Here is a 23,211-nt window from a genome sequence, read left to right as displayed (position 1 = left end):
CGAACCCCATGAACGACTTCAGGCGCGATCCCGCCTTCCTCCGTGGCTCGACCCAGCGCCGTCTCGGCCGCCGGGACGCCTTCCGCCTGGCCGGCATGTCCGCCGCCGGCCTCGCGCTCGCCGCCTGCGGCGTCCAGGGCAAGGGCGTGGCCAAGCCGACCTCCTCCGCCCAGGCCCAGTCCGAGGTGGAGAAGTACTGGGCGGGCAAGGCCAAGACCGGCCACGTCGACTTCGCCAACTGGCCCCTCTACATGGACCCCAAGCACCCCGAGCTGCAGCAGTTCACCAAGCAGACTGGGATCACGGTGACCTACAAGGAGGTCATCCAGGACAACGCGAGCTGGTTCGCCAAGATCCAGCCGCAGCTCGCCGCCGGGCAGTCCATCGGCTACGACCTCATGGTGGTCACCAACGGCATCCAGTTCACCCAGCTCGTCCAGCTCGGGTACCTCGTGCCGCTCGACCACTCCAAGCTGCCGAACTACACGGCGAACGCGGGGGAGCGGTACAAGAACGAGGCCTACGACCCGGGCAACGTCTACAGCGTGCCGTGGGCGTCGGGCATGACGGGCATCGCCTACAACCCCAAGTACGTCGACACCCCGCCGACCAGCATGGCCGACCTGTGGAACCCGAAGTACAAGGGCAAGGTCGGCATGATGTCCGACTCGCAGGAGATCGCGAACTTCGGCCTGTTCGCGCTGGGGATCGACCCGGACAAGTCCGGCCCGGCCGACTGGGAGAAGGCGGCGGCCAAGCTCAAGGAGCAGCGCGACTCCGGGATCGTCCGCAAGTATTACGACCAGTCCTACGTCGACCCGCTGAGCAAGGGCGACATCTGGCTGACGATGGCCTGGTCGGGCGACATCTTCCAGAAGAACGTCTCCGACGGCACCGACCTGAAGTTCGTGATCCCGCAGGAGGGCGCGACCATCTGGACGGACAACATGATGATCCCGAAGACCGCCTCCAGCCCGGTCGACGCGATCACGCTCATCGACTTCTTCTACGACGTGAACGTCGCCGCGCGCCTGGCCGAGTACATCAACTACGTGACCCCGGTCCCCGGCGCCAAGGACGTCATCGCCGCCGACGCCGGCAAGGCGAGCGGGGACGACAAGAAGCTCCTGGAGGACGTCGCCGCGAGCCCGCTGGTGTTCCCCTCCGACGCCGACCTGTCGAAGCTGCGCAGCTACAAGGTCTTCAAGGACTCGGCGGAGCAGAAGCAGTTCGAGAGCACCTTCCAGGCCATCACCACGTCATGAACCGACTCAGGGCGGCGCTCACGCCGTACGCGCTGATCTTCCCGGGCGGTCTGTGGCTCGCGATCTTCTTCGTCGTCCCGACCATCGTCATGCTCTCGCTGTCGCTCCAGTCGGGCGACGTGGTGAACGGGTTCGCGTTCACCTTCAACTGGCACAGCTACGTGGACGGCATCGCCAACTTCCACGACCAGATCATCCGGTCCGTCCTCTACGGCCTGGCCGCGACCGTGATCCAGATCATCGTGGGCTTCCCGGTGGCGTACTGGATCGCGTTCAGGGGTGGCAGCCGCAAGTCGGTCTACCTGTTCCTGCTGCTGCTGCCGTTCCTCGTGTCGTTCGTGCTGCGGACCATCTCCTGGCAGTTCTTCCTGTCGGACAACGGGCTGCTGCTCGGGCCGCTGAAGAGCGCCGGGCTGGTCCCGCAGGACTTCCACATCCTGGCGACCAGCGTCGCGGTCATCGGGGGCCTCGCGTACAACTTCCTGCCGTTCATGGTGCTGCCGATCTACGTGGCGCTGGAGCGGATCGACCCGCGGGTGCTGGAGGCGGCGCAGGACCTGTACGCCGGCAGGACGCAGACGTTCCTGCGGGTGGTGCTGCCGCTGTCGATGCCGGGCGTGTTCGCCGGCGTGCTCATGACGTTCGTGCCCGCGACGTCGGACTACGTCAACGCCTCCGTCCTTGGCGGCACCGGCAACACCATGATCGGCAATGTGATCCAGAACCAGTTCCTGGTGAACCAGGACTACCCGACGGCCTCGGCGCTGTCGTTCACGCTGATGGCGCTGCTGCTGGTCGGCATCTTCGTCTACGCGCGGGCGCTCGGCACCGACGACGTGCTGGAGGTGGCCGCCCGATGAGCAGGGGCCTGTTCAGGGGCCGCGGCCTCCAGGTCTACACCTGGCTGGTGATCGCCTGGCTGGTGCTGCCGATCGCGGTCATGATCCTTTTCGGGTTCAACGACACGCACGGCCGGTTCAACACCTCCTGGCAGGGCTTCACCCTGAAGTGGTACGGCAAGCTGTTCGAGATCGACGACCTGACCAGGGCCCTGGTGAACTCGCTGGTGATCGCCGTGCTGACCATGGTGATCGCCGGGGTGCTCGGGTCGCTGATCGGGCTCGCGCTCGGCCGCTACCGCTTCCGCGGGGCCGGGGCGACGAACCTCGTCCTGTTCGCGGCCATCTCCTGCGCCGAGATCGTGATGGGCGCCTCGCTGTTGTCGCTGTTCGTGACGTTCGCCGTGCCGCTGGGCTTCTGGACGATCGTGATCTCGCACGTCATGTTCTCGATCTCGTTCGTGGCCGTGACGGTCCGGGCGCGGGTCATGACGCTGGACCGGTCGCTGGAGGAGGCGGCCCGCGACCTCGGCGCCGGCACCTGGGAGACCTTCCGGCTGGTGACGCTGCCGATGATCTTCCCGGGTGTGCTGGCCGGGTCGATGCTGGCCTTCGCCCTGTCCATCGACGACTTCGTCATCACCAACTTCAACTCCGGCGGCACCGTGACGTTCCCGCTGTGGATCTGGGGCGCCACCCGCGTCGGCATCCCGCCGCAGGTGAACGTCATGGGCACGCTGATCTTCGCGGCGGGCGTGCTGATCGCTGTGGTGAACGGCCTCGCCGCCCGCCGCCGCGCCTGACCCGGCACGGCACCTGCACGGGATCTGTACGGGATCTGCAAGGGATGTGGAATGCGTGGGTCCGCTGAAGGCGCTCGCTGACGCGGAGCGCAAGCCGTACTGGCTGGACCGTCCGATCGCGCCCGAGCCGCTGCCGCGGCTCGTGGGCGACGTCACCGCCGACCTGGCCGTCGTCGGGGGCGGCTTCACGGGGCTGTGGACGGCCCTGATGGCCAAGGAGCGGGACCCCTCGCTCGACGTCGTCCTGCTGGAGGGCGGGCACACCGGGTGGGCCGCGTCCGGCCGCAACGGCGGGTTCTGCGCGGCCAGCCTCACCCACGGCCTCGGCAACGGGCTGGAGCGCTGGCCGGACGAGATCGCCGCGCTGGAGCGGCTGGGGCGGGAGAACCTCGACGAGATCGAGGCGTCGCTCGCCCGCCACGGCGTGGACTGCTCCTTCGAGCGCACCGGCGAGCTGCGCGTGGCCACCGAGGAGTGGCAGCTCGCCGGGCTCGACGAGGAGGCGGCGGTCGCCGCGTCGCTCGGCCGCAGGCTGGAGCGGCTCGACGCCGATCGGGTGCGCGCGGAGCTGGACTCCCCGACGTATCTCGGCGGCCTGTGGGACCGCGAGGGCGTGGCGATGGTCGACCCCGCCCGGCTGGCCTGGGGGTTGCGGGACGCCTGCGTGCGCCTCGGCGTCCGCGTCGCCGAGGAGACGCCGGTCCGGTCGCTGCGCGACGGCGGGCGGCTGCTGGAGCTGCGCACGCCCCTGGGCTCCGTCAGGGCCCGCCGGGTGGCGCTCGGCACCGGGGCGTTCCCCCCGCTGCTGCGCCGGCTGCGGCACTTCCTCATCCCGGTCTACGACTACGCGCTCATGACCGAGCCGCTGTCCGCCGTCCAGCTGGCCGCCCTCGGATGGCGCAACCGGCAGGGCGTCGGCGACTCGGGCAACCAGTTCCACTACTACCGGCTGACCGACGACAACCGTGTTCTGTGGGGCGGCTACGACGCCGTCTACCACAACGGCGGCCTGGTCCGGCCGGAGTACGACCAGCGGGACGCCACGTTCGAGAAGCTGGCCAGGCACTTCTTCGAGACGTTCCCCCAGCTCCACGGCGTGCGCTTCACCCATCGCTGGGGCGGGGTCATCGACACGTGCAGCCGGTTCAGCGCCTTCTTCGGCACGGCGTACGGCTCGCGCCTCGCCTACGCCGCCGGGTACACCGGCCTCGGGGTCGGCGCCACCCGGTTCGGCGCGAACGTGATGCTCGACCTGCTGGACGGGCGGCCGACCGAGCGCACGTCGCTGCGGATGGTCAGGGACAAGCCCATGCCGTTCCCGCCCGAGCCGGTCAGGTCGGGCGTCGTCCAGTTCACCCGCTGGTCGATGGTCCGCGCCGACGCCCACCAGGGTCGCCGCAACGCCTGGCTGCGCATGCTCGACGCGATGGGCTTCGGCTTCGACTCCTGACTATCCCGCGAGCCAGCGCAGCGGGTTGTCGTGGGTGACGAGCCCGATCACGTCCTCCTCGACCCCGGCCTCCCGCAGGCCCGGCACGAGTGTCGCGAAGAGCCGGCCGTACCCGTGCCCGCCGTAGGCGGCCAGGTGCTCGCGCCGTGTCACGCCGCTGCTGAGCAGCACCCGCTCGGCGTGTCCCGCGTCCAGCAGGGCGAGGACGTCCTCGACCTCGCACACGCTGACGTACGCGCCGGTCTCGGCGATCTTCCGCTGTGCCAGCGGGTCGGCCGTGCGGGCGCTCAGCCGCCGGGGCGGCACGTTCTGCGACAGCAGCAGCTCAAGCAGTTCGAGGCCGCCGGTGGCCACCGGCAGGTCCGTCCGCAGCGACGCCCGGGCGGCGGCCGTGACGGCCCGCTCCTCGGCGGGCGTGGGGACCTCGCCCCACGCCGACGCCACGATGAGGCCGGGCCGCGCGCCGGTGCCGTCGAGCCCGGCGCCGATCTCGTGCAGCAGGTCGGACGTGAGGTCCTCCACGCTGTAGCGCCGGATCAGGTCGCCGGCGAACGGCTCGGGGGCGAACCCGGTGGCGGCGACCACGGGGACCCGGCCCGCCATGGCCACCCGCGCGAGGGCGGCGGGGTCGCGGGCCAGCCCGGCGCAGCTGTGCTCGACGACCAGGCCCAGGGCGTGTTCGCGGCCCAGCGCCCTGATCTCCTCCAGGACGTACCGTTCCTCGTCGATCCACCGATGGGGATCCGACTCGACGCCGATCCCCCACCGGGTGTCGCTGCGCAGATGCTCCTGGGGCAGCACGGGACCGTCGATCTCGGCCACGGGCAGGGCTCCGGTGACGGTCTGGATGCGGGGGAAATAAGCGCCGGACATGAACGGACATTAACCGATTTTTTGCCGAAACCGCACGTGATTCGCATGATTCTTTACTGTTCGGCGGCGAGTTCGCGGTAGATCTCCTCGAACCGGGCGAGCGAGCGCCGGTGGTCGTGCCCGGCGGCCATGGCCAGGCTGACGGCCGACATCTCCGCCCGCAGGCCGTCCGAGGTCAGCACGGTCGTCAGGTGCCGGGCCATCGCCTGGACGTCGCCCGGCCGGTAGAGGCGGCCGTTGCCGGCGACGAGGTGCGGCAGGGCCATGGCGTCGGCCGCGACGACCGGCAGCCCGCTGGCCATGGCCTCCAGGGTGGCGATGCTCTGCAGCTCGGCGACGCCCGGCATGGCGAACACGTCGGCCGCCGCGTACACCCGGGGGAGCTCGTCGTCGGGGACGAACCCGAGGAAGCGCACGCGGTCGCCCACCCCCACCCGGGCCGCCAGGCGCTCCAGGCCGGCCCGACGCCCGCCCGTCCCGGCGATCACCGCCTGGGCGTCGACGTGGTTGAGCACGTGGGGGAGCGCCAGCACGAGGTCCTCCAGGCGCTTCTCCTCGTCCAGGCGGCCCACGAACAGCACGGTGGGCCGGTCGGGCAGGCCGAACCGGCGCAACGCCCACTCCCGGGCCCACGGCCGCGGCTGGGGCCGGAACCGCTCCAGGTCGATGCCGCAGGACACGGCCTCCACGTCGCAGGCGAGGCCCTTGTCGCGCAGCAGCCCCGCCGCGATGCGGGTGGGCGTGGTCACGTGGTCGGCGCGGGCGAAGACGCGGATGAGGTCGCGCCACGCGAGGTCCCCGGCACGCCCGCGCAGGCGGGCCGGCACGCGGCCGAACTGGAACAGGTTGTCCGGCATGAAGTGGTTGGTCGCGACCACCGGGAGGCCGGCCGCCCGCGCGGCCCGGACCGCGGCGCGGCCCACCACGAAGTGTCCCTGGACGTGGACGACCTGCGGGCGCACCCGCGCGATGAGCCCCGCCAGGGCGCGGCCGAGCCCGGCGGGCAGGCTGACCCGCATCGTGGGGTGGACGAGCAGCGGGGCCGACCGCATCCGGTGGACCACGACTCCGTCGCCGGTCTCCGTACGGGCCGGGCCCTCGGGGGAGGCGCAGACGACGTGCACCTGACCGCCCCGGGCCGCCAGACCGGTCGCCAGGCGGTGGGTGAAGTGGGCGGCGCCGTTCACGTCGGGCGGGTAGGTGTCGCCGGCGATCAGGACCCGGAGCCGCGGGACGCGGGCCCCGGCGACGGCCAGGGCGGGCGGCTCCTCCACGGGGGCGCCGGGCAGGGCCTCCGGGGCGGCGGGGGCGGATCTCAGCGGCAGGGCGTTCATCGGGCTCCGATCTCACGAGGGGGGGTTCTCATGGAGGCGGTGGCGGCCGCGGAGGCCGCGGAGGTGGAGACCATCCCGGTCACGGCGGTCTCCGCGGTGGTGGCGAGGGGTGTCGTGGCGCGCGGTGTCGTGGCGCCGGGGCCCGCGCCGGTGGCCGTACGGGCGAGCGCGACGGTGCCGGCCGCGGCCAGCAGCCCCGCGGCGGTGGCGACGGCCGGGCTGGCGGGGAGGGGCTCGCCGAGGAGCAGGGCGCCGCAGGCGACGGCGGTGAGCGGGTCGGCCAGCTGGACGGAGGCGAACGCCACGCCGAAGTGGCCGCAGGCGTAGGCGCGCTGGAGCAGCGCCAGCGCCGCGACGGCGGGGAACGGCACGACCGCCAGCAGCCACAGGTTCAGGCCGGGCGCCTCCGCCAGCACCCGGACGAGCGTCGCGGCGCTGCCGTACAGGACGCCCGCGGCGACGGCCAGCAGGGCGGCGCGGGCGGGGGCGGCGGCGCGGGCCGCGAGGGCGCGGCACGCGAGCGCGGTGAGGGCGGCGGCCGCGAGCATGCCGGCGGCCTCCGCGCCGTCCAGGGCGGGTGAGGGCACGGCGGCCGGGACGAGCAGGACGATGCCGGCCAGCCCGGCGGCGACCATGCCGGCGGCGGCGATCTCGGCCCGCGCCACCCTGCGGCCGTGCAGCGCCGCGGCGATCGGCAGGGCGAACAGGAGGGCGGCGACCCCCATCGGCTGGACCACGGTCAGCGGTCCGACGCGGAGCGCGCCGATGTGCAGGGCCCCGCCCGCCGTCATGGAGGCCGCCGCGAGGAGCCAGCGCGGGCGGCGCAGGAGCGCGCCGAGCCCGGCCCCGGGCGAGCGGGCCGCCTCGTACTGCTGGAGCGCCGCCCCGGTCGCGAAGAACAGCGACCCGAGCAACGCCAGTCCTGCCGCGAGCGCCGTCATCCCCGCCTCCCTTCACCTGAATGAAGGCATGGCGTCGTGGCCGGAACGCCTCAGGCGGGCGTCGGGAGGCGGAACGCGGGACTAATGGCGCAGCGCGGTATTCGGAGGGGGATATCTGGGTGGGGGGAATCAGGTCATCGTCTTGCCGCCGTTGACGGCCAGGCGCTGCCCGGTGACGAAACGGGCGCCGGGTGAGGCGAGGAACGCCACGGCCTCGGCGACGTCGACCGGCACGCCCATGTGCGCCAGGGGAAGATCACGCAGGTACGCGTCGTAGTCCTCCGGGGGGACCTCGGCGTGCCGCTCGACCGGTATCCAGCCCGGCTCGACCGTGTTCACCGTGATGCCGTACGGCCCGAGCTCGCGGGCCCACGAGCGGGTCAGGCCGTGCATGGCGGCCTTCGCGGACACGTAGTGCCCGTAGTCCGCGTTGCCGAGGTCGGTCACCTCGCTGCCGACGTTGACGATCCGGCCGGAGCCGGCCTCCCGCATGCCCGGCAGCACGGCCTGCAGGATCAGCAGCGGCGCCTTGACGAAGAACACCAGCTGGTCGAGGTGGTCCTGCCAGGTCTGCTTGTCGACCGGCATCAGCGGCTGCGGGCCGGTGGCGTTGTTGACCACGACGTCGATCGGCCCGATCTCGGCGATGCCCCGCCGTACGGCCTCCTCGTCGGTCACGTCGAACCGGGCGAGGCGGGCGGTGTTCCCGGCCGCCTCGATGCGCTCGACGACGGCGGTCGCGCCCCGGGTGTCGTGCGCGTAGTTGACGGCGACGTGCCATCCGTCGGCCGCGAGCCGCTCGGCGATGGCGGCGCCCAGACCTCGTGAGGCGCCGGTGACCAGTGCTGTTCCCATGGCGTCCTCCTTATCACGGCCCCGCCCGCCCGTGACGTGCGGCATAGTGAACCGCATGGATGAGATCGCCGCTCTGGTGGACCGTGCAGAGATCGCCGACGTCGTGACCGCCGTCTTCGACACCGTGGACGCCAAGAACTGGCCGGTGTGCCAGGCGCTGTTCGACGACGAGGTGGACGCCGACTTCACGAGTCTGAACGGGGGAGAGCCGGCCAGGATCACCTCCGCCCAGCTTGTCGACGGGTGGCGGACCGGGCTGCACGCCCGCAAGCAGAGCTTCCACACGGTGAGCAACCTGGCCATCGCCGTGGACGGCGCGGAGGCCGGGGTCACCGCGAAGGGGTACGCCTACAACCTGCTCGACGCCGGGCTCGGCGGCGGCATGTGGGAGGTCTGGGGCGTCTACCGCCTCCGCCTCGCCCGCCGGGCGGAGGGCTGGAAGGTGACCGGCCTGACGTTCGAGGCCCGCCACACGCGGGGCGACGACGCCGTCCGCACCCACGCGCTCGAGGGCTGACGGTCAGCTCGTGATCGCCGGGGCCTCGGCGTGCAGGCGCTTGAGGACCCGGCGGAAGGCCCACGCCGAGCCGAGGAAGGCCAGGCCGCTGATGACGGCCACCGCCGTGGTCCTGACCAGCAGGTACGTCCCGATCGACTGGTGGAGCAGCAGCCAGATGCTGACGGTCGAGTTGGTCAGCAGCACGAACGCCCACAGCAGCGTGATGCGGGCGAAGAACCGGCGGACCCGCTCGTGCCGCAACACGAACGACGGCAGGTGGATGTAGTCGAGCGTGAGCTTCTGGACCAGCGGGCGGCGCAGCCGCACCGAGGCGAGGAAGGCCATGCTGATGCAGATCGTGCCGAGTTCGGGCTGGATGAAGTACACGACCGCGCTGCCGCTCCACAGGCCGAGCGCGGCCCGCACGGTGATCGCGATGGCGGCCAGCACCATCGTGCCCGGCACCGGACGGCGGCGGACCAGCCGCCACAGCAGCCCGAGGTACACCCACGACACGGCGGCGACCAGGGCGCCGTCCAGGCCGAGGATGGCGAGCGCCGCGTAGAAGACGGCCAGGGGGGCCACCACGCCTTCGAGGAGCCGGGGCACCGCCTGTTTGATCATCGCGGTGAGCCTGGGCAGGGCGAAGGGGGTGTGGTTCATGACACTCCAAGCGGCCGGCGAGGGACCGACGACGGATTCGGCACGCCTACCCGGACGCAGCTACCGAAAACGCCCGAGGAGGCCTATGTCGTCGGTCGCCTACCGTACCTGAAGGGTCCGGGATCCGAAGCCGATCCGCGGACGCCGCGCGCCGCCAATGCCGGTGCGGCATGAGCGTCGAGGTTACGGTGGCCGGATGGACTCAGGATTCGGCTACTTCGCCACCCATGATTCGGTCCGCCCGGACGCGCTGGCCCGGCTCGTGGAGCAGCGCGGCCACCAGGCCCTGCTGTTCACCGAGCACACCCACATCCCGGTGCCCGTGGACCGCGACGTGCCGGCGGACGAGCGGGGCGACGACCTGCCGCGCAAGTACTGGCACACCTACGACCCGTTCGTCGCCTCCATGGCGGCCGGCCAGGTCACCACCCGGCTGCGCGTGGGCACGGGCATCTGCCTGGTCCCGCAGCACGAGCCGATCGGCCTGGCCAAGACCGTCGCCAGCGTGGACGACCTCACCGGGGGCCGGTTCGAGTTCGGGGTGGGGGCGGGCTGGAACGCCCCCGAGACCGCCAACCACGGCGTGGACTTCCGCCGCCGGTTCGGCGTGATGCGCGAGCACATCGAGGCGATGCGGACGATCTGGACCCGGCCGGAGGCCTCCTACCACGGCGAGTACGTGTCGTTCGACCCCATCTGGTCGTGGCCCAAACCGGCCCAGCGGCCCCACCCGCCGATCCTGGTCGGCGGCACCGGCCGGCGGGTGTTCGAGCGGGTGCTCGCCTACGGCGACGCGTGGCTGCCCAACTACGGCCCCGGCGTGCTCGACCGGGCGGCCGAGCTGTTCCGGCTGGCCGAGGAGGAGGGCAGGCGGGTCGAGGTGATGCTGCTGTCCGTCCCGTCCGACCCGCGCGTGCTGGAGGAGTGCGAGAGGGCCGGCGTCTCCCGGGTCATGGCCTGGCTCCCCTCCGCCGGCCTCGGCCGGATCGAGCGCGCGATGGACGCGTTCGAGGAGGCGCTGGCCGAATACCGAGGGGAGTGACGCCCCTAGCTGAGGGAGGCGGTGGCGAGCTTCGCGCCGAACCCGAGGAACAGGGCGCCGACGCCCGTCGTCAGCCCGGCCGACAGCGCCCGGCGCCGCCGGAAGTGGTCGGCCAGGAACGTGCCGCCGAAGATCAGCGTGGTCAGGTAGGCGAAGCTGAACACCTGCACGATCAGGGCGAGGATCAGGAACGACAGGGCCGGGGCGCCGTACGACGGGTCGACGAACTGCACGAAGAACGCCACGAAGAACAAGATGGCCTTCGGGTTCAGCAGGCTGACGGCGAGCGCCTTGCGGAACGGGCTGCCCGGCGCGGGCGCCTCCCGCTCGGCCTGCTCGGCCTGCGCGCCCTCCGGCCGGGGACGGCGCGACGAGCGCAGCGAGCGCCACGCCGACCGGAGCATGCCGAAGCCGATCCACGCGAGGTAGGCCGCGCCGGAGTACTTGACCAGCGAGAACAGGAACGGCGTCGACTTGAGCAGCGACGCGACCCCGGCGGCCGACAGGAACATCAGCACGGAGTCGCCCAGGAAGACCCCGCTGGCCGCCCGGTACCCCTGCCGCACGCCCCGCTGGGCGGCCGTGGAGAGCACGAACAGAGAGTTCGGCCCAGGCAACAGGATGATCAGGAACGAGCCGATCACATAGGTCCAGATGTTGGTGATGCCAAAGAACATGCCCGCTCCCGCAAAAGCCGATATTTCTTGTTATAGCGCCTCACAGAGCGTGGTCGCAGCATGTTATCGGCGTGAGATACCTATTGACCTGGTGGGAAAAGAAGGAAGATCCTGGGCGCATGACCCTCTGGACGCCGGATCCCACGTTCTACCCCTCGCCCCGGGACGCCGCCACCGCCCCGCCGGAGACGCTCGCGTATGTGGCCGCCTTCGACCGCTCCGCCGAGCGGCCCGACGCGCTGGCCGTGCTCGACACCGACCCCGGCTCGTCCTCGTACGGGCAGGTCGTCGGCTGGACCGATCTGCCGTACACGGGTGACGAGCTGCACCACTTCGGGTGGAACGCGTGCAGCAGCGCGCTGTGCCCCTACGCCCCGCACCCCCACGTGGAGCGGCGCTACCTGATCGTCCCCGGCCTGCGGTCGTCCCGGATCTACGTGTACGACACGAAGGACCGGGTGAGCCCGGAGCTGGTCAAGGTCATCGAGGCGGAGGACCTCGGCAAGCGGGCCGGCTACTCCCGCCCGCACACCGTCCACTGCGGCCCGGAGGGCCTGTACGTGTCCGCGCTCGGCGGGTACGGCGAGGAGGGCCCGGGCGGCATCGCGATCCTCGACCACACGTCGTTCGAGGTCCTCGGCCGGTGGGAGGTCGACCGCGGCCCGCAGTACCTCGCGTACGACTTCTGGTGGCACATCAACCACGACGTGCTCGTGACGTCCGAGTGGGGCACCCCGTCCATGATCGAGGACGGCGTCGTGGGGGAGCTGCTGCTCGGCCGCAAGTACGGCCACCGGCTGCACTTCTGGGACCTGCGCAGGAGGCGCCACGTCCAGGAGGTGGACCTCGGCGACCAGTACCAGATGCCGCTGGAGCTGCGGCCGGCCCACGACCCCACGAAGAAGTACGGCTTCGTCGGCGTCGTGACCAGCGTCGAGGATCTGTCCGCCTCGGTCTGGCTCTGGTACGAGGAGGGCGGCCGCTGGGCGGTGCGGAAGGTGATCGACATCCCGGCCGAGCCCGCCTCGCCCGACGACCTGCCCGACGTGCTCAAGCCGTTCGGCGCGGTGCCGCCGCTCGTCACCGACATCGACCTGTCGGTCGACGACCAGCGGCTGTACGTGTCGTGCTGGGGGACCGGCGAGCTCAAGCAGTTCGACGTGTCCGACCCGTTCAAGCCGGTCGAGATCGGATCGGTCCACCTCGGCGGCATCGTGCGCCGCGCCGCCCACCCCGCCGCGCCGTCCGAGCGCCTCGCGGGCGGGCCGCAGATGGTGGAGGTCAGCCGCGACGGCCGCCGGGTCTACGTGACCAACTCGCTGTACGGCTCCTGGGACGACCAGTTCTACCCCGACGGCGTGGGCGCCTGGATGGCGAAGGTCGACGCGGACGGCTTCACGCTCGACGAGCGCTTCTTCCCGCACGGCGACGACTTCCGCGGCCTTCGCCCGCACCAGACCCGGCTGCAGGGCGGCGACGCGTCCTCCGACTCCTACTGCTACCCGTGACCCTGACCGCCGTCATCCTGCTCGGGGCGTTCCACGGGATCAACCCCGCGATGGGCTGGCTGTTCGCCGTCGCCCGGGGGCTGCAGGAGCGCAGCCGCGACCTGCTGCTGCAGTCCCTCCCGGTGATCGCGCTCGGGCATCTCGCGTCAGTGGCGCTGGTGGTCCTCGTCGTCAGCGCCACCGGCTCGGTCGTGACGGGCACGGCACTCGCGATCGGGTCGGGGGTCGTGCTCGTCGGGTTCGGCCTGTGGCACCTGCTCGCCCGGCGGCACTTCCGCTGGGTGGGCATGCGGCTGTCGCTGCCGCAGCTCGCGGCCTGGTCGTTCCTCATGTCGTCGGTGCACGGGGCCGGCCTCATGCTGCTGCCGGTGCTCACCCGGATCCCGGCCGGCCACCACGGCCACGCCCTGTCCGGGGGGATGTTCGTGGCCGGCGTCCACACGCTCGCCATGTTCGTCACGGCGACCGCCGTGGCCCTGGCCGTCTACGAGTTCCTCGGCGTGGCCGTCCTGCGCCGGGCATGGTTCAACCTGGACAAGATGTGGGCCTTCGCCCTGGTAGGGGCGGGGGTGTTCACACTCGTCGGGGCCATGTGAGCCCTCCCGGTAGTCCTCGGCCGCCGCAGCTCTCGGCGTGCGCCGGGCCGGGCTCCGCGCCGCGCCCCTCGGCGTGCGCCGGGCCGGGCTCCGCGCCGCGCCCCTCGGCGTGCGCCGCGCGAGGTTGGCCTCCGCCGCGGCTCGGCGGCCGCTACGCGAGGCTCGCCGCCGCCTGGACGGGCGGCGGCGCCCGGAGGCCGCGGGCCTGGCATTTCATGAAAGTTGCATGCCGGGCGGGTGTGACGCGGATCACACCTGCGGCGTGGAACGTGCCCTGCTGCGGCATGAGCCAGGGCTAATCCGCCGTTAAGGTTGCGCTCCTTGTTGGCCTGGCGCGGACGCCGTTACGCTCCCCCAACATTCCTCTCCTTTCACTCGCGTCCCGTCAAGGGGCGCCCGCATATCCGGAGCCATCCCCATGGAAGCGATCACGCGTGGCGCCTTCGCGGCCGTGGTCCTGGCCGCCGTGCTGTTCTCGTTGTTCGTCGCGTGGTACGAGCCGGCCCGGGCGACGGAGACCGCCGAGCCGGCCGCGAGGAGCACGCTGCTGGTGACCCGGGCGAGCCGGGCCCCCGGCCCCGCCGCCCCGCCGGTCGTCCAGCCGGCGGCCGCCGCGGAACCGGCCCCCGACCCGGTCGTGACGGTCACCGTGACCGTCACCCCGGCGCCGGCCCCCAGCCTCACCCCCTCGGTGACGCGGCGGCCGGTGAAGGTGGGCTACCTCGCCCAGCGCGGCGCCTACGGCGCCACCGACACGGTCAGGAGCCTGGAGACCAGCGGGACCGCCTCCCGGCTGACCCATCTCAACTACGCCTTCGCCAACATCGACCCCGACTCGCTCACCTGCCTGAGCGGGGTGACGGCGCCGGCCCGGCCCGATACCGAGGACCCCGACCAGGGCGACGGCGCGGGCGACGCCTGGGCCGACTACCTCAGGGGCTTCTCGGCCGCCGAGTCCGTCGACGGTCTCGCCGACCCGCCGGACGCCGCCCTCGCCGGGAACTTCAACCAGCTCAGGAAGCTCAAGGCCCGTCACCCCGGGCTGAAGGTCCTCATCTCGATCGGCGGCTGGACCTACTCCAAGTACTTCTCCGACGCGGCGCGGACGCCCGCGAGCCGGCAGCGGTTCGTGCGGTCCTGCCTGGACGTCTACATCAGGGGCGACCTGCCCGTGGCCGGCGGACGGGGCGGCCCGGGGAGCGCGGCCGGCGTGTTCGACGGCATCGACGTCGACTGGGAGTGGCCGGGCTCCGAGGGGCACGCCGGCAACCACGTGAGCCCCGACGACGGACGCGACCTGGTCGCGCTGCTCGCCGAGTTCCGCGCGCAGCTCGACGCGCTCGGCGAGGCGGACGGGCGGCACTACCTGCTCACCGCGTACGTGCCCGCGGACCCCGGCAAGATCGAGGCCGGCTTCGACCTCGACCGGATGGCCGCCCTCGTCGACTTCGAGAACGTCCAGGGCGCGGGGGTGCACGCCGTCCGCGACGGCGCCGTCCTCCTGTGACCGCGGCACTCGCGCCTCCGACCCGACGCGTCCTCCTGAAATCCGGCGCTCTCCGCTGACCCCGCGCCGTCCCCGATCCGTCACGCAACGCCGCCGTAACCCGTGCGGCGGCCCTGACCTGGCCTGACAGAGGCCGTCAGAAACACCTTCGGTTTGGGCCTTGTGGACCGTGTTCCCTGGGGCTACGATCCGAACAACTCTTAGGAAACTTTCCTAAAAGTAATAGCCTTTCACCCGATCCTGCGTCCCGTCACCAGACGCCCTCGAGTGCCGTACGGCTGGCGCCGTTCCATCGGCCGCCTCCGTCAGGCGTCAGCCGTACGGATCCATGACCTCCCCCTTCACCCCCCACACGAGGTTGTGACATGCAGATCAGGTTCGTCTGGCGTGCTCTCGTGGCGCTCGCCGCGGTCGCACTCGCGCTCGTCGCCCTGCCGGCCCAGGCCGCCACCGCCAAGGCGGTCTTCTCCAAGGACTCCGACTGGGGCTCCGGCTACCAGGCCAGATACACGATCACCAACACCGGGACGTCGGCGATCTCCGGCTGGACCGTGGAGTTCGACCTGGCCTCGGGGTCGTCGGTGGGGTCCTACTGGGACGCCCTGATGACGAAGTCCGGCAACCACTACACGTTCAAGAACCGGGAGTACAACGGCTCGCTGGCCCCCGGCGCCTCGACGACGTTCGGCTGGGTGAACAGCGGCGCCGCCGTCCCGGCGAACTGCACGCTGAACGGCGGCTCGTGCGCCGGCGGCACCTCCCCGTCTCCGTCGCCCTCGCCCTCACCGTCGCCCAGTCCCTCCACGTCGCCCACCGCGCCGCCGCCCAACCCCGGCTCGATCAGGACCGCGCCGTACGTCGACATGGGCTCCTGGCCGACCCCGAGCCTCACCGCGATGGCCTCGGCCTCCGGCCTCAAGAACTTCACCCTCGCCTTCATCACGGCTTCCGGCTGCAAGGCCATGTGGTTCAACGCGTACGACCCCCGGCAGCAGTGGGCCAAGGACCAGATCGACGCGATCCGGGCGGGCGGCGGCGACGTGAAGATCTCCTTCGGCGGCGCCACCGGCATCGAGCTGGCCCAGGCCTGCGGCGACGTGACCTCGCTGTACAACGAGTACAACGCGGTGGTCAACGCGTACGGGCTGAAGTACATCGACCTCGACATCGAGGGGTCGGCCTCGGCCGAGCCGGCGTCGATCGCCCGCAGGTCGCAGGCCCTGGCGAGGCTCCAGCAGGCCCACCCCGACCTCAAGGTCTCGCTCACGCTCCCCGTGCTGCCGAACGGCCTCACGGCCGACGGGGTCAACGTCGTGAAGTCCGCCAGGGACGCCGGCGTCACCCTCGACGCGGTCAACGTCATGGCCATGGACTACTACCAGTCCGTCGACTACGGGGACGCGGCCGTGCAGGCGGCCAACAGCACCTTCGCCCAGCTCAAGACCCTCTACCCGAGCCTGTCCGACGCGCAGGTGTGGCGGATGGTCGGCGTCACCCCGATGCTCGGCCAGAACGACGACGGCCACGTCTACAACCAGGACGACGCCCGCCAGCTCGTGACCTTCGCCAAGGGCAGGCATCTCGGCCTGCTGGCCTTCTGGGAGCTCACCCGCGACCGCAACGCCTGCACCGGCGCCCTCTACATGTGCACCAACATCGCCCAGTCGCCGTACGAGTTCTCCAAGATCTTCGCTTCGTACACGGGATGACCTCCATGAAGAGAACGATCGGGCTGGGCGCCGTGGCGTCCCTCGCCGCCGCGGGGCTGTTCACCGGCGCGCTGACCGGCACGGCGTCCGCGGCCAACATCCTCGGAAATCCGGGGTTCGAGTCGGGGCTGACGGGATGGACGTGCTCGGCGTCGTCGGGGGCGCAGGCGGTGGCCGGCCCGGTGCACGGCGGCACGCGCGCGCTGACGGCGACGCCGGTCGGCAGTGACTACGCCCGCTGCCAGCAGACCGTGGCCGTGAAGCCGTCCACGACGTACGCGCTGTCGGCCTGGGTCCAGGGCGCGTACGTGTTCCTGGGCGCGACGGGGACGGGCACGTCGGACGCGCAGACCTGGGCGACGCCGGGCGCGACGTGGAAGCAGCTGACCACGTCGTTCACCACCGGGTCGTCGACCACGAGCGTGACCGTCTACGTCAACGGCTGGTACGGCCAGGGCGCCTACTACGCCGACGACGTCGTGCTCGACGGCCCCGGCGGATCGAGCCCCTCACCGACGCCGACCCCCACCCCGACCCCCACGCCCACCCCGACGAGGACCCCCACCCCCACCCCCACGCCGACTCCGACCCCGACTCCCACGCCTCCTCCCGGCGGCAAGCGGCTGCTGACCGGCTACCTGCACGCCTCGTTCGCCAACGGCTCGGGCTACGTCCGGATGGCCGACGTCCCGAACGACTGGGACGTCATTGACCTCGCCTTCGGCGAGCCCACCTCGGTGACCTCGGGCGACATCCGGTTCACCCGGTGCCCGGCCTCCGAGTGCCCGAACGTCGAGAGCGACGCCGACTTCATCGCGGCCATCCGCGCCAAGCAGGCGGCCGGGAAGAAGGTGCTGATCTCGATCGGCGGCCAGAACGGGCAGGTCCAGCTCACCACGGCCGCCGCCCGCGACACGTTCGTCCAGTCGGTGGGCGCCATCATCGACAGGTACGGCCTCGACGGCCTCGACATCGACTTCGAGGGCCACTCGCTGTCGCTCAACGCGGGCGACTCCGACTTCAGGAACCCGACCACCCCCGTGATCGTGAACCTGATCTCCGCCCTCAGGACGCTCAAGGCCAGGTACGGCGCCAGGTTCGTGCTGACGATGGCCCCGGAGACGTTCTTCGTCCAGCTCGGCTACCAGTTCTACGGTCCCGGCCCCAACGGCTCGGCCGACCCGCGGTCGGGCGCCTACCTGCCGGTGATCTACGCGCTCCGCAACGACCTAACCCTGCTGCACGTCCAGGACTACAACTCGGGGCCGATCATGGGCCTGGACAACCAGTACCACACGATGGGCGTGGCCGACTTCCACGTCGCCATGACCGACATGCTGCTCACCGGCTTCCCCGTGGCCGGCGGGGCGACCTTCCCCGCGCTGCGCCCCGACCAGGTGGCGATCGGCCTGCCCGCCGCTCCCTGGGCCGGGAACGGCTTCACCACCGTCGCCGACGTGCAGAGCGCGTTCGGCTGCCTGGCGAAGGGGACGGGCTGCGGCTCCTACCGTCCGCACGGCGTCTTCCCGGGACTGCGCGGCCTGATGGCGTGGTCCGTGAACTGGGACAAGTTCAACAACTTCGAGTTCTCCCGCAGCCACCGGGCGTACCTCAACTCCCTCGGCTGACCACCCCCCACCCCCTGCGAGGTTCGATGAAACTCCGGTTCACCACCGGTGTCCGGGCGGCCGTGGCCGTCCTGGCCTCCCTCACCATGGCCGCGGCCGGCATCGCCGCCGGCACCTCCGGCGCCTCGGCGTCCGCGGCCCCGGCCGGCCTGGTCATGCTCGCCTACCCGGCGTGGGCGCCGAACACCTGGTACGCCATCGGCGCCCGGGTGACGTACAACGGCGTCGACTACGAGTGCATCCAGGCCCACACCTCCCTCACCGGCTGGGAGCCGCCGAACGTCCCGGCCCTGTGGAAGCCGGTCTCCGGCGGCGGCACGCCGACCCCCACCCCGACGCCGACCGCCGGGACGCCGGGCAAGCCGGGCACCCCGAGCGTCACCGGCACCACGAACTCGTCGATCTCGCTGTCCTGGTCGGCGTCGAGCGGCACGGTCACCGGCTACCGCGTCTACGAGGGCTCCAGCGTGGTGGCCACGGTCACCGGGACCAGCGCGACGATCTCCGGGCTCGGCACCTGCACCACGCACACCTACACGATCAAGGCGTACAACTCCAAGGGCGAGTCGGTCGCCAGCGGGTCCGCGACCGGCAGCACCTCGGGCTGCACCGGCGGCGGGGGCGGCAAGCTTCCCGGCGCGCCGTACCTCTACGAGGGCTGGGGCAACCCGCCGAACCCGGCCACGGTCATGAGCGCCACCGGCATCAAGGCGTTCACGATGGCGTTCATGCTCTCCGGCGGCGGCTGCACCCCGGCGTGGGACGGCTCCCGCCCGCTGACCGGCGGTGCCGACGCGAGCGCGATCTCCCAGATCAAGGCGGCCGGCGGCAACGTCCAGATCTCGTTCGGCGGCTGGCAGGGCAACAAGCTCGGCCCGAACTGCTCGTCGTCGTCGGCGTTCGCCTCGGCCGTCCAGCAGGTGATCAACGCCTACAACCCGGCCGCCGTCGACTTCGACATCGAGAACACCGACGAGTTCGAGAACGAGGCCGTCCAGGACCGCATCCTCGGCGGGCTGAAGATCGTCAAGCAGAACAACCCGAACGTCAAGGTCGTCGTCACCTTCGGCACCAGCACCACCGGGCCGACCTACTACGGCACCCGGCTGATCAACCAGTCGAAGGCGCTCGGCGTCAACATCGACAACTACACGATCATGCCGTTCGACTTCGGCGGCGGCGCGAACATGTACCAGAGCACGGTCAACGCGGCCGAGGGCCTGAAGAACGCCCTCAAGTCGGCGTGGGGCTGGTCGGACGCCACGGCGTACGCGCACATGGGCATCTCGGGCATGAACGGCCTGTCCGACCAGCAGGAGCTCACCTCGGTGGCCACGTGGACGCAGATCCGCGACTACGCCAAGTCGAAGGGCCTCGGCCGGCTCGCCTTCTGGGCCGTGAACCGTGACCGCGGCTGCGCCGGCGGCGGCGTCGTCTCGAACTGCAGCGGCATCGCCCAGTCCGACTGGGACTTCACCAAGGTGACCGCGGGCTTCTGACGCTCCGCCTCCGAGGTCCGTGAATGAGCCGGCGGCCGGCCCGGCAGGTACGCCCCCCTACCTGTCGTGTCGGCCGCCACTTCGCGTGGGGGCGAGCAGTCCGATCAGCATGCCCACGAACATGGCGACGGCGAGGGTCGTCCAGAGGCGAATCTTCATCGAGGTCTCCTGTTTGTTACGCTGCGTGGTCAGGATAGCGCGGAGCGTAACCGATTGCGACCGTTAGGCAAGAAATCTGATGTCAAGTCGCCTCTTCCCAGGTTTGTCGGGCACTCTTGACATCGTCATGGACTACGCGATCCCCACAGCCCTCGTCCTCGCCGCAGGCGTCGTGCTCGCCATCGTGGCGCAGTGGAAGGGCTGGCGTCCCACGCTCGCCGTCACGCTCGCCGTCGGCATCGGCGTCCGTGTGCTCATCCTCGTGCTCTCCGCCAGGGACACCTGGCAGCCCGTCGACTACGTCAACAGCTTCCAGCCGGCCGGGCAGGCGATCCTCGACCACCGCGACCCCGTGCTGGAGAGCAACGGCGGCTGGCACTTCCTCCCCACGATCCCCTACGTGTACGGCCTGCTGCTCTGGCTGCACATCCCCTGGGCGGTCGCCGGGAGGCTGGTGACCGTGGTCTCCGACATCGTGCTGATCCCGCTCGTGGGCAGGCTCGCCGGCGGCCCAACCGCGCGGCTGCGCGCCTTCCAGTACGCGTGCAACCCCCTGGCCATCCTCGTGGCGAGCGTGCACGGCCAGGTCGAGCCGGTCTCGCTCGTGTTCGCCGTCGCCGCGTACGTCGTGGCCCGCGGGCCGGAGGGCTGGCGGCCCCCGGCGACGCTGCCGTGGCGCAGCCCCCGCGACTTCGTGCGCCGGTTCACCCACCCGCTGGACGAGGACCGGGCGGCGACCGCCCGCGCCCTGGGCGCGGGGCTGCTGATGGGGCTCGCCCTGTGCGCCAAGAGCTGGCCGGTCATCCTGGTGCCGGCCATGCTGATGCTGCTCCCGGGCCTGCGCTCCCGCGTGGTCTCGCTCGTCGCGACCGGCGTCCCGCCCGTGTTCTTCCTGCTGACGCTGCCGGTCGCCGGGTTCACCGACTGGAACAAGCTGCCCGAGGTGCTGAACACGATCGGCCTGCGGCCGAGCGACGTGCGCCCCATCACGGGCGACTGGGGCTGGACGACGCTGGTGAGCGGCGGCAACTGGAACCTCGACCCGGCCCCGGCCAGGATCGGCCAGTACCTCATCTACGCAGCCGTCGCCGCCTGCCTCATCTGGTGGCGCAAGGCCGACCCGATCGACGTCACGATCGCGATCCTGCTGGCGTTCATGATCTTCACGCCGCGCCTCGGCGCGCAGTACCTGATGTGGTTCATGCCGTTCCTGGTCGCCCGGCCGACTCGATGGGCGTGGCCCGCGATCATCGGCAGCACGTTGTGGGCGTCCGTGGGCTACCTGGTGCTGACGCAGTTCCCCGGGCCGAAGTGGTACGAGCTGCACTCGCCCTGGGCGCTGAGCTCGCTGCTGGTCCTGCCGCTCCTCGCCGCGGCGCTCCCGTGGCGGCGCACGCGTCCGCTGGACTCCGGCCAGACGAGCGTCCGCAGCACGCCCGTCCCGGTGGGGAACCCCTGACCGCTACGTCACGATGAGGCGCACCAGATGTCCGTGGCTCTTGAAGCCCGGCGGGTCGCCGTCGAGGACGCCGGTGACGCACTCGAACACGCCGGGCCCGGCCTGCCGTACGTAGAAGGCCGGCTCGGCGACGGCGGACAACAGGCGGACCACCTCGCGGTGCACGTGGACGCCCTCCCTGTCGCCGGACAGCGACACCGTCACCTCGTAGACCCCGTCGTCGAGGAGGCGCTCGCCCATCAGGAGCCACTCCGAGCCGCACGCCCGCCGCAGGTGGGGGAGCAAATGCACCTCGGGCTGCTCGGTGACCCAGCCGTCCCGCCGCATCGCGTCGAGCAGGGCGGTCACCTGAGGCTCCATCGCTGACCCGTCCGCGATGCCCGTCCCGCGCTCGTCGACGTCCCATCGCCGCATGTCACCGAGACTAACGCCGCGCCGCCGCCCGCCCGCCGCGGCGCGCGTACGGCGGCTACTCGGTTCCCTTGCCCTCCGCGGGCGTCCCGCCCCGGTCCGGAAGCCGCCCCGAGATGAGGGCGGCGGCCCAGGCCCCGGCCGGGTCGCTGTCGATGAGCAGGGCGCGGACGAGGAGGCTCAGCGGAATGGCGAGCAGCGCGCCGAGCGGCCCCAGCACCCACGCCCAGATGATCAGGGACAGGAACGTCGCCGTGGTCGACAGCCCCACGGCGTCCCCGAGGAACTTGGGCTGGATGAACGACTGGATCACCACGTTGATCGCCAGATAGGCGGCGATGACCAGCAGCATCGTCTTCGGGCCGCCCTCCAGCAGGCCCAGCAGGGCGGGCGGGATCAGGCCGAGGACGAAGCCGATGTTCGGGATGTAGTTCGTGATGAGGGCGAGCACCCCCCACAGCAGGGGGAGCGGAACGCCGAGCACGTACAGCGCCGCGATGTCGAGGACGGAGCAGATCAGGCCGAAGATCGTCGACACGATCAGGTAGCGGCGCGTCTTGTCCGTGAACGTCATGAGGGCGCGGGCCATGGCGGGGCGCTCGACGGCGGCGGCGTCCACGATCCGGGCGAACACCGGCGCGTCGAGGCTCATCGCCAGCAGCAGCACCACGATCAGGAACAGGCTCGACAGCACGCCGAGGAGACTGCTCAGCACGCTCTGCGCGAGCCCGATCACCTTGCCCGCGTCGAACGACGCCAGCGCCTTGTTCAGCTGTTCGCTCCCGTAGCCCAGACCCGCGGCCCAGCGCTGCAGATCCGCCACCATCGCGTTGAACTGCGTGGCGTATGTCGGGGCGAGGATCGCGACCTGTGCGGCGGCGAAGGTGAGGATCGCGACCATGCCGAGCAGGACGATCAGCACCACCGCCAGAGGAACGGCCACCTGCACCCACACAGGAGCCCGGTGCCTGGCCAGCCAGCCGCGCAGCGGCGAGACCGCGATGACGAGCGTCAGGGCGAGCAGGACCGGGCCGAGGATGGAGCCGACCGCCTGCATGCCGGCGAGCGTGACGACGGCGGCGGCGGAGCCGAGGAGAACGACCAGGGCGCGAGGGAACCCCTGCTGAATCACGTCCCGTTCCTACCCTTTCTAGGAGGTTGGACCAGTCCTAGCATGGCCCGTGCCTGCCGTCGCCCGAGTCGGCGGAGCCGGGGAATGAATCGCGCCCGCGGTCCGTTGGACTCCCTCGCGTCCCCGGCTTGTCCCGGTTGTCCCCACACGGGCGACCTGGGGGAATAGAGCTGGCTTGAGGGGCGTTGTTCGCTTGTTGGGTCTGGTGGTGTTCCAGGCCTGGTAATCTTGTCGTGTCGGCGCGGTTCGGCGCCCCTCTCCTCGATCATCTCGATGGTTGTGTGGTGGGCGTGCGTTCGCGTCCGGCAGCCCCTGTGTCTGTTCGGCTGAGGCCCCGGTTTGTACCGGTCGTCCGAGTCGGG

The 23,211-nt window shown here is 71.4% G+C and carries 21 protein-coding genes; 13 read left to right on the top strand and 8 right to left on the bottom strand.

The features are described 5' to 3' along the window. Positions 1-8: 8 nt before the first annotated feature. The 4 genes from Mco01_RS35000 to Mco01_RS34985 are packed head-to-tail and all read left to right on the top strand — an operon-like array spanning position 9 to position 4,357. Positions 9-1,265 carry a polyamine ABC transporter substrate-binding protein gene (locus Mco01_RS35000; RefSeq protein WP_204061112.1) on the top strand — a complete coding sequence of 419 codons (1,257 nt, stop codon included), beginning with the start codon at positions 9-11 and terminating at the stop codon, positions 1,263-1,265. Then, entirely contained in the window at positions 1,262-2,125 is an 864-nt protein-coding gene (locus Mco01_RS34995) for an ABC transporter permease (RefSeq protein ID WP_204061111.1), read from the top strand. Before Mco01_RS35000 ends, Mco01_RS34995 begins: the two co-directional genes overlap by 4 nt. Next, positions 2,122-2,907, top strand: coding sequence for an ABC transporter permease (locus tag Mco01_RS34990; protein ID WP_204061110.1), 786 nt, complete (start codon positions 2,122-2,124; stop codon positions 2,905-2,907). The genes Mco01_RS34995 and Mco01_RS34990 overlap by 4 nt, the downstream gene beginning before the upstream one ends. Before the next feature lie 55 nt (positions 2,908-2,962). Beyond that, positions 2,963-4,357, top strand: a complete 1,395-nt coding sequence (locus tag Mco01_RS34985) for an NAD(P)/FAD-dependent oxidoreductase (RefSeq protein ID WP_204061109.1) — start codon at positions 2,963-2,965, stop codon at positions 4,355-4,357. Here Mco01_RS34985 and Mco01_RS34980 read toward each other — a convergent pair whose 3' ends face one another. The 4 genes from Mco01_RS34980 to Mco01_RS34965 all read right to left on the bottom strand — a co-directional run bounded on the left by Mco01_RS34980 (position 4,358) and on the right by Mco01_RS34965 (position 8,360). Next, on the bottom strand, positions 4,358-5,230 hold the full coding sequence (locus Mco01_RS34980; protein ID WP_204061108.1) for a phosphotriesterase family protein: 873 nt from the start codon (positions 5,228-5,230) through the stop codon (positions 4,358-4,360). Positions 5,231-5,283: 53 nt separating this feature from the next. After that, positions 5,284-6,564 (bottom strand): glycosyltransferase, encoded by a 1,281-nt coding sequence (locus Mco01_RS34975; protein ID WP_204061107.1) that lies wholly within the window; start codon positions 6,562-6,564, stop codon positions 5,284-5,286. Beyond that, positions 6,561-7,505: a DMT family protein gene (locus Mco01_RS34970; RefSeq protein ID WP_204061106.1), complete on the bottom strand. Its 945-nt coding sequence runs from the start codon at positions 7,503-7,505 to the stop codon at positions 6,561-6,563. Before Mco01_RS34970 ends, Mco01_RS34975 begins: the two co-directional genes overlap by 4 nt. A gap of 129 nt (positions 7,506-7,634) precedes the next feature. After that, the gene (locus Mco01_RS34965) at positions 7,635-8,360 is read right to left on the bottom strand and encodes an SDR family oxidoreductase (protein ID WP_204061105.1); all 726 of its coding nucleotides are present in this window, start codon (positions 8,358-8,360) and stop codon (positions 7,635-7,637) included. A gap of 55 nt (positions 8,361-8,415) precedes the next feature. On the opposite strand from Mco01_RS34965, the gene Mco01_RS34960 reads away from it, so the two are divergent. Beyond that, positions 8,416-8,877, top strand: coding sequence for a nuclear transport factor 2 family protein (locus tag Mco01_RS34960; protein WP_204061104.1), 462 nt, complete (start codon positions 8,416-8,418; stop codon positions 8,875-8,877). 3 nt (positions 8,878-8,880) lie between these two features. Here Mco01_RS34960 and Mco01_RS34955 read toward each other — a convergent pair whose 3' ends face one another. After that, positions 8,881-9,522 (bottom strand): VC0807 family protein, encoded by a 642-nt coding sequence (locus tag Mco01_RS34955; RefSeq protein ID WP_204061103.1) that lies wholly within the window; start codon positions 9,520-9,522, stop codon positions 8,881-8,883. A gap of 196 nt (positions 9,523-9,718) precedes the next feature. Here Mco01_RS34955 and Mco01_RS34950 point away from each other — a divergent pair, with 196 nt between their 5' ends. Beyond that, entirely contained in the window at positions 9,719-10,564 is an 846-nt protein-coding gene (locus Mco01_RS34950) for an LLM class F420-dependent oxidoreductase (RefSeq protein ID WP_204061102.1), read from the top strand. 5 nt (positions 10,565-10,569) lie between these two features. Here the strand turns inward: Mco01_RS34950 and leuE are convergent, their stop codons facing one another. Then, positions 10,570-11,241 (bottom strand): leucine efflux protein LeuE, encoded by a 672-nt coding sequence (gene leuE, locus Mco01_RS34945; RefSeq protein WP_204061101.1) that lies wholly within the window; start codon positions 11,239-11,241, stop codon positions 10,570-10,572. Positions 11,242-11,360: 119 nt separating this feature from the next. Here leuE and Mco01_RS34940 point away from each other — a divergent pair, with 119 nt between their 5' ends. The 7 genes from Mco01_RS34940 (at position 11,361) to Mco01_RS34910 (ending at position 21,306) form a co-directional block, all read left to right on the top strand. Then, positions 11,361-12,749: a selenium-binding protein SBP56-related protein gene (locus Mco01_RS34940; protein WP_204061100.1), complete on the top strand. Its 1,389-nt coding sequence runs from the start codon at positions 11,361-11,363 to the stop codon at positions 12,747-12,749. Further along, complete coding sequence (locus Mco01_RS34935; RefSeq protein WP_372445015.1) at positions 12,746-13,345, top strand: hypothetical protein; 600 nt, start codon at positions 12,746-12,748, stop codon at positions 13,343-13,345. Before Mco01_RS34940 ends, Mco01_RS34935 begins: the two co-directional genes overlap by 4 nt. Before the next feature lie 418 nt (positions 13,346-13,763). Next, a complete protein-coding gene (locus tag Mco01_RS34930; RefSeq protein ID WP_204061099.1) occupies positions 13,764-14,852 on the top strand; it encodes a glycoside hydrolase family 18 protein in 1,089 nt (362 codons plus the stop codon). Positions 14,853-15,217: 365 nt separating this feature from the next. Beyond that, a complete protein-coding gene (locus Mco01_RS34925; protein WP_204061098.1) occupies positions 15,218-16,561 on the top strand; it encodes a cellulose binding domain-containing protein in 1,344 nt (447 codons plus the stop codon). Positions 16,562-16,566: 5 nt separating this feature from the next. Next, positions 16,567-18,189, top strand: a complete 1,623-nt coding sequence (locus Mco01_RS34920; protein ID WP_204061097.1) for a chitinase — start codon at positions 16,567-16,569, stop codon at positions 18,187-18,189. 26 nt (positions 18,190-18,215) lie between these two features. Then, the gene (locus Mco01_RS34915; protein ID WP_204061096.1) at positions 18,216-19,688 is read left to right on the top strand and encodes a carbohydrate-binding protein; all 1,473 of its coding nucleotides are present in this window, start codon (positions 18,216-18,218) and stop codon (positions 19,686-19,688) included. Between the two features lie 286 nt (positions 19,689-19,974). Next, on the top strand, positions 19,975-21,306 hold the full coding sequence (locus Mco01_RS34910; protein WP_204061095.1) for a hypothetical protein: 1,332 nt from the start codon (positions 19,975-19,977) through the stop codon (positions 21,304-21,306). A 3-nt stretch (positions 21,307-21,309) separates the two neighbouring features. Here Mco01_RS34910 and Mco01_RS34905 read toward each other — a convergent pair whose 3' ends face one another. Further along, entirely contained in the window at positions 21,310-21,720 is a 411-nt protein-coding gene (locus Mco01_RS34905) for a hypothetical protein (protein WP_204061094.1), read from the bottom strand. Positions 21,721-21,775: 55 nt separating this feature from the next. Further along, positions 21,776-22,849 carry an AI-2E family transporter gene (locus Mco01_RS34900; protein WP_239104141.1) on the bottom strand — a complete coding sequence of 358 codons (1,074 nt, stop codon included), beginning with the start codon at positions 22,847-22,849 and terminating at the stop codon, positions 21,776-21,778. Between the last annotated feature and the right edge of the window lie 362 nt (positions 22,850-23,211).

The organism is Microbispora corallina, from assembly GCF_016863035.1.
GTDB lineage: Bacteria > Actinomycetota > Actinomycetes > Streptosporangiales > Streptosporangiaceae > Microbispora > Microbispora corallina.
This window is presented reverse-complemented; position numbering and strand designations above follow the sequence as displayed.

What these genes read in the sequence shown, in the direction of transcription:
- Mco01_RS35000 (WP_204061112.1), top strand. Translation starts at nt 9, where the DNA reads ATGAACGACTTCAGGCGCGATCCCGCCTTCCTCCGTGGCTCGACCCAG.
- Mco01_RS34995 (WP_204061111.1), top strand. Translation starts at nt 1,262, where the DNA reads ATGAACCGACTCAGGGCGGCGCTCACGCCGTACGCGCTGATCTTCCCG.
- Mco01_RS34990 (WP_204061110.1), top strand. Translation starts at nt 2,122, where the DNA reads ATGAGCAGGGGCCTGTTCAGGGGCCGCGGCCTCCAGGTCTACACCTGG.
- Mco01_RS34980 (WP_204061108.1), bottom strand. Translation starts at nt 5,230, where the DNA reads ATGTCCGGCGCTTATTTCCCCCGCATCCAGACCGTCACCGGAGCCCTG.
- Mco01_RS34975 (WP_204061107.1), bottom strand. Translation starts at nt 6,564, where the DNA reads ATGAACGCCCTGCCGCTGAGATCCGCCCCCGCCGCCCCGGAGGCCCTG.
- Mco01_RS34970 (WP_204061106.1), bottom strand. Translation starts at nt 7,505, where the DNA reads ATGACGGCGCTCGCGGCAGGACTGGCGTTGCTCGGGTCGCTGTTCTTC.
- Mco01_RS34965 (WP_204061105.1), bottom strand. Translation starts at nt 8,360, where the DNA reads ATGGGAACAGCACTGGTCACCGGCGCCTCACGAGGTCTGGGCGCCGCC.
- Mco01_RS34960 (WP_204061104.1), top strand. Translation starts at nt 8,416, where the DNA reads ATGGATGAGATCGCCGCTCTGGTGGACCGTGCAGAGATCGCCGACGTC.
- Mco01_RS34955 (WP_204061103.1), bottom strand. Translation starts at nt 9,522, where the DNA reads ATGAACCACACCCCCTTCGCCCTGCCCAGGCTCACCGCGATGATCAAA.
- Mco01_RS34950 (WP_204061102.1), top strand. Translation starts at nt 9,719, where the DNA reads ATGGACTCAGGATTCGGCTACTTCGCCACCCATGATTCGGTCCGCCCG.
- leuE (WP_204061101.1), bottom strand. Translation starts at nt 11,241, where the DNA reads ATGTTCTTTGGCATCACCAACATCTGGACCTATGTGATCGGCTCGTTC.
- Mco01_RS34940 (WP_204061100.1), top strand. Translation starts at nt 11,361, where the DNA reads ATGACCCTCTGGACGCCGGATCCCACGTTCTACCCCTCGCCCCGGGAC.
- Mco01_RS34930 (WP_204061099.1), top strand. Translation starts at nt 13,764, where the DNA reads ATGGAAGCGATCACGCGTGGCGCCTTCGCGGCCGTGGTCCTGGCCGCC.
- Mco01_RS34925 (WP_204061098.1), top strand. Translation starts at nt 15,218, where the DNA reads ATGCAGATCAGGTTCGTCTGGCGTGCTCTCGTGGCGCTCGCCGCGGTC.
- Mco01_RS34920 (WP_204061097.1), top strand. Translation starts at nt 16,567, where the DNA reads ATGAAGAGAACGATCGGGCTGGGCGCCGTGGCGTCCCTCGCCGCCGCG.
- Mco01_RS34915 (WP_204061096.1), top strand. Translation starts at nt 18,216, where the DNA reads ATGAAACTCCGGTTCACCACCGGTGTCCGGGCGGCCGTGGCCGTCCTG.
- Mco01_RS34910 (WP_204061095.1), top strand. Translation starts at nt 19,975, where the DNA reads ATGGACTACGCGATCCCCACAGCCCTCGTCCTCGCCGCAGGCGTCGTG.
- Mco01_RS34905 (WP_204061094.1), bottom strand. Translation starts at nt 21,720, where the DNA reads ATGCGGCGATGGGACGTCGACGAGCGCGGGACGGGCATCGCGGACGGG.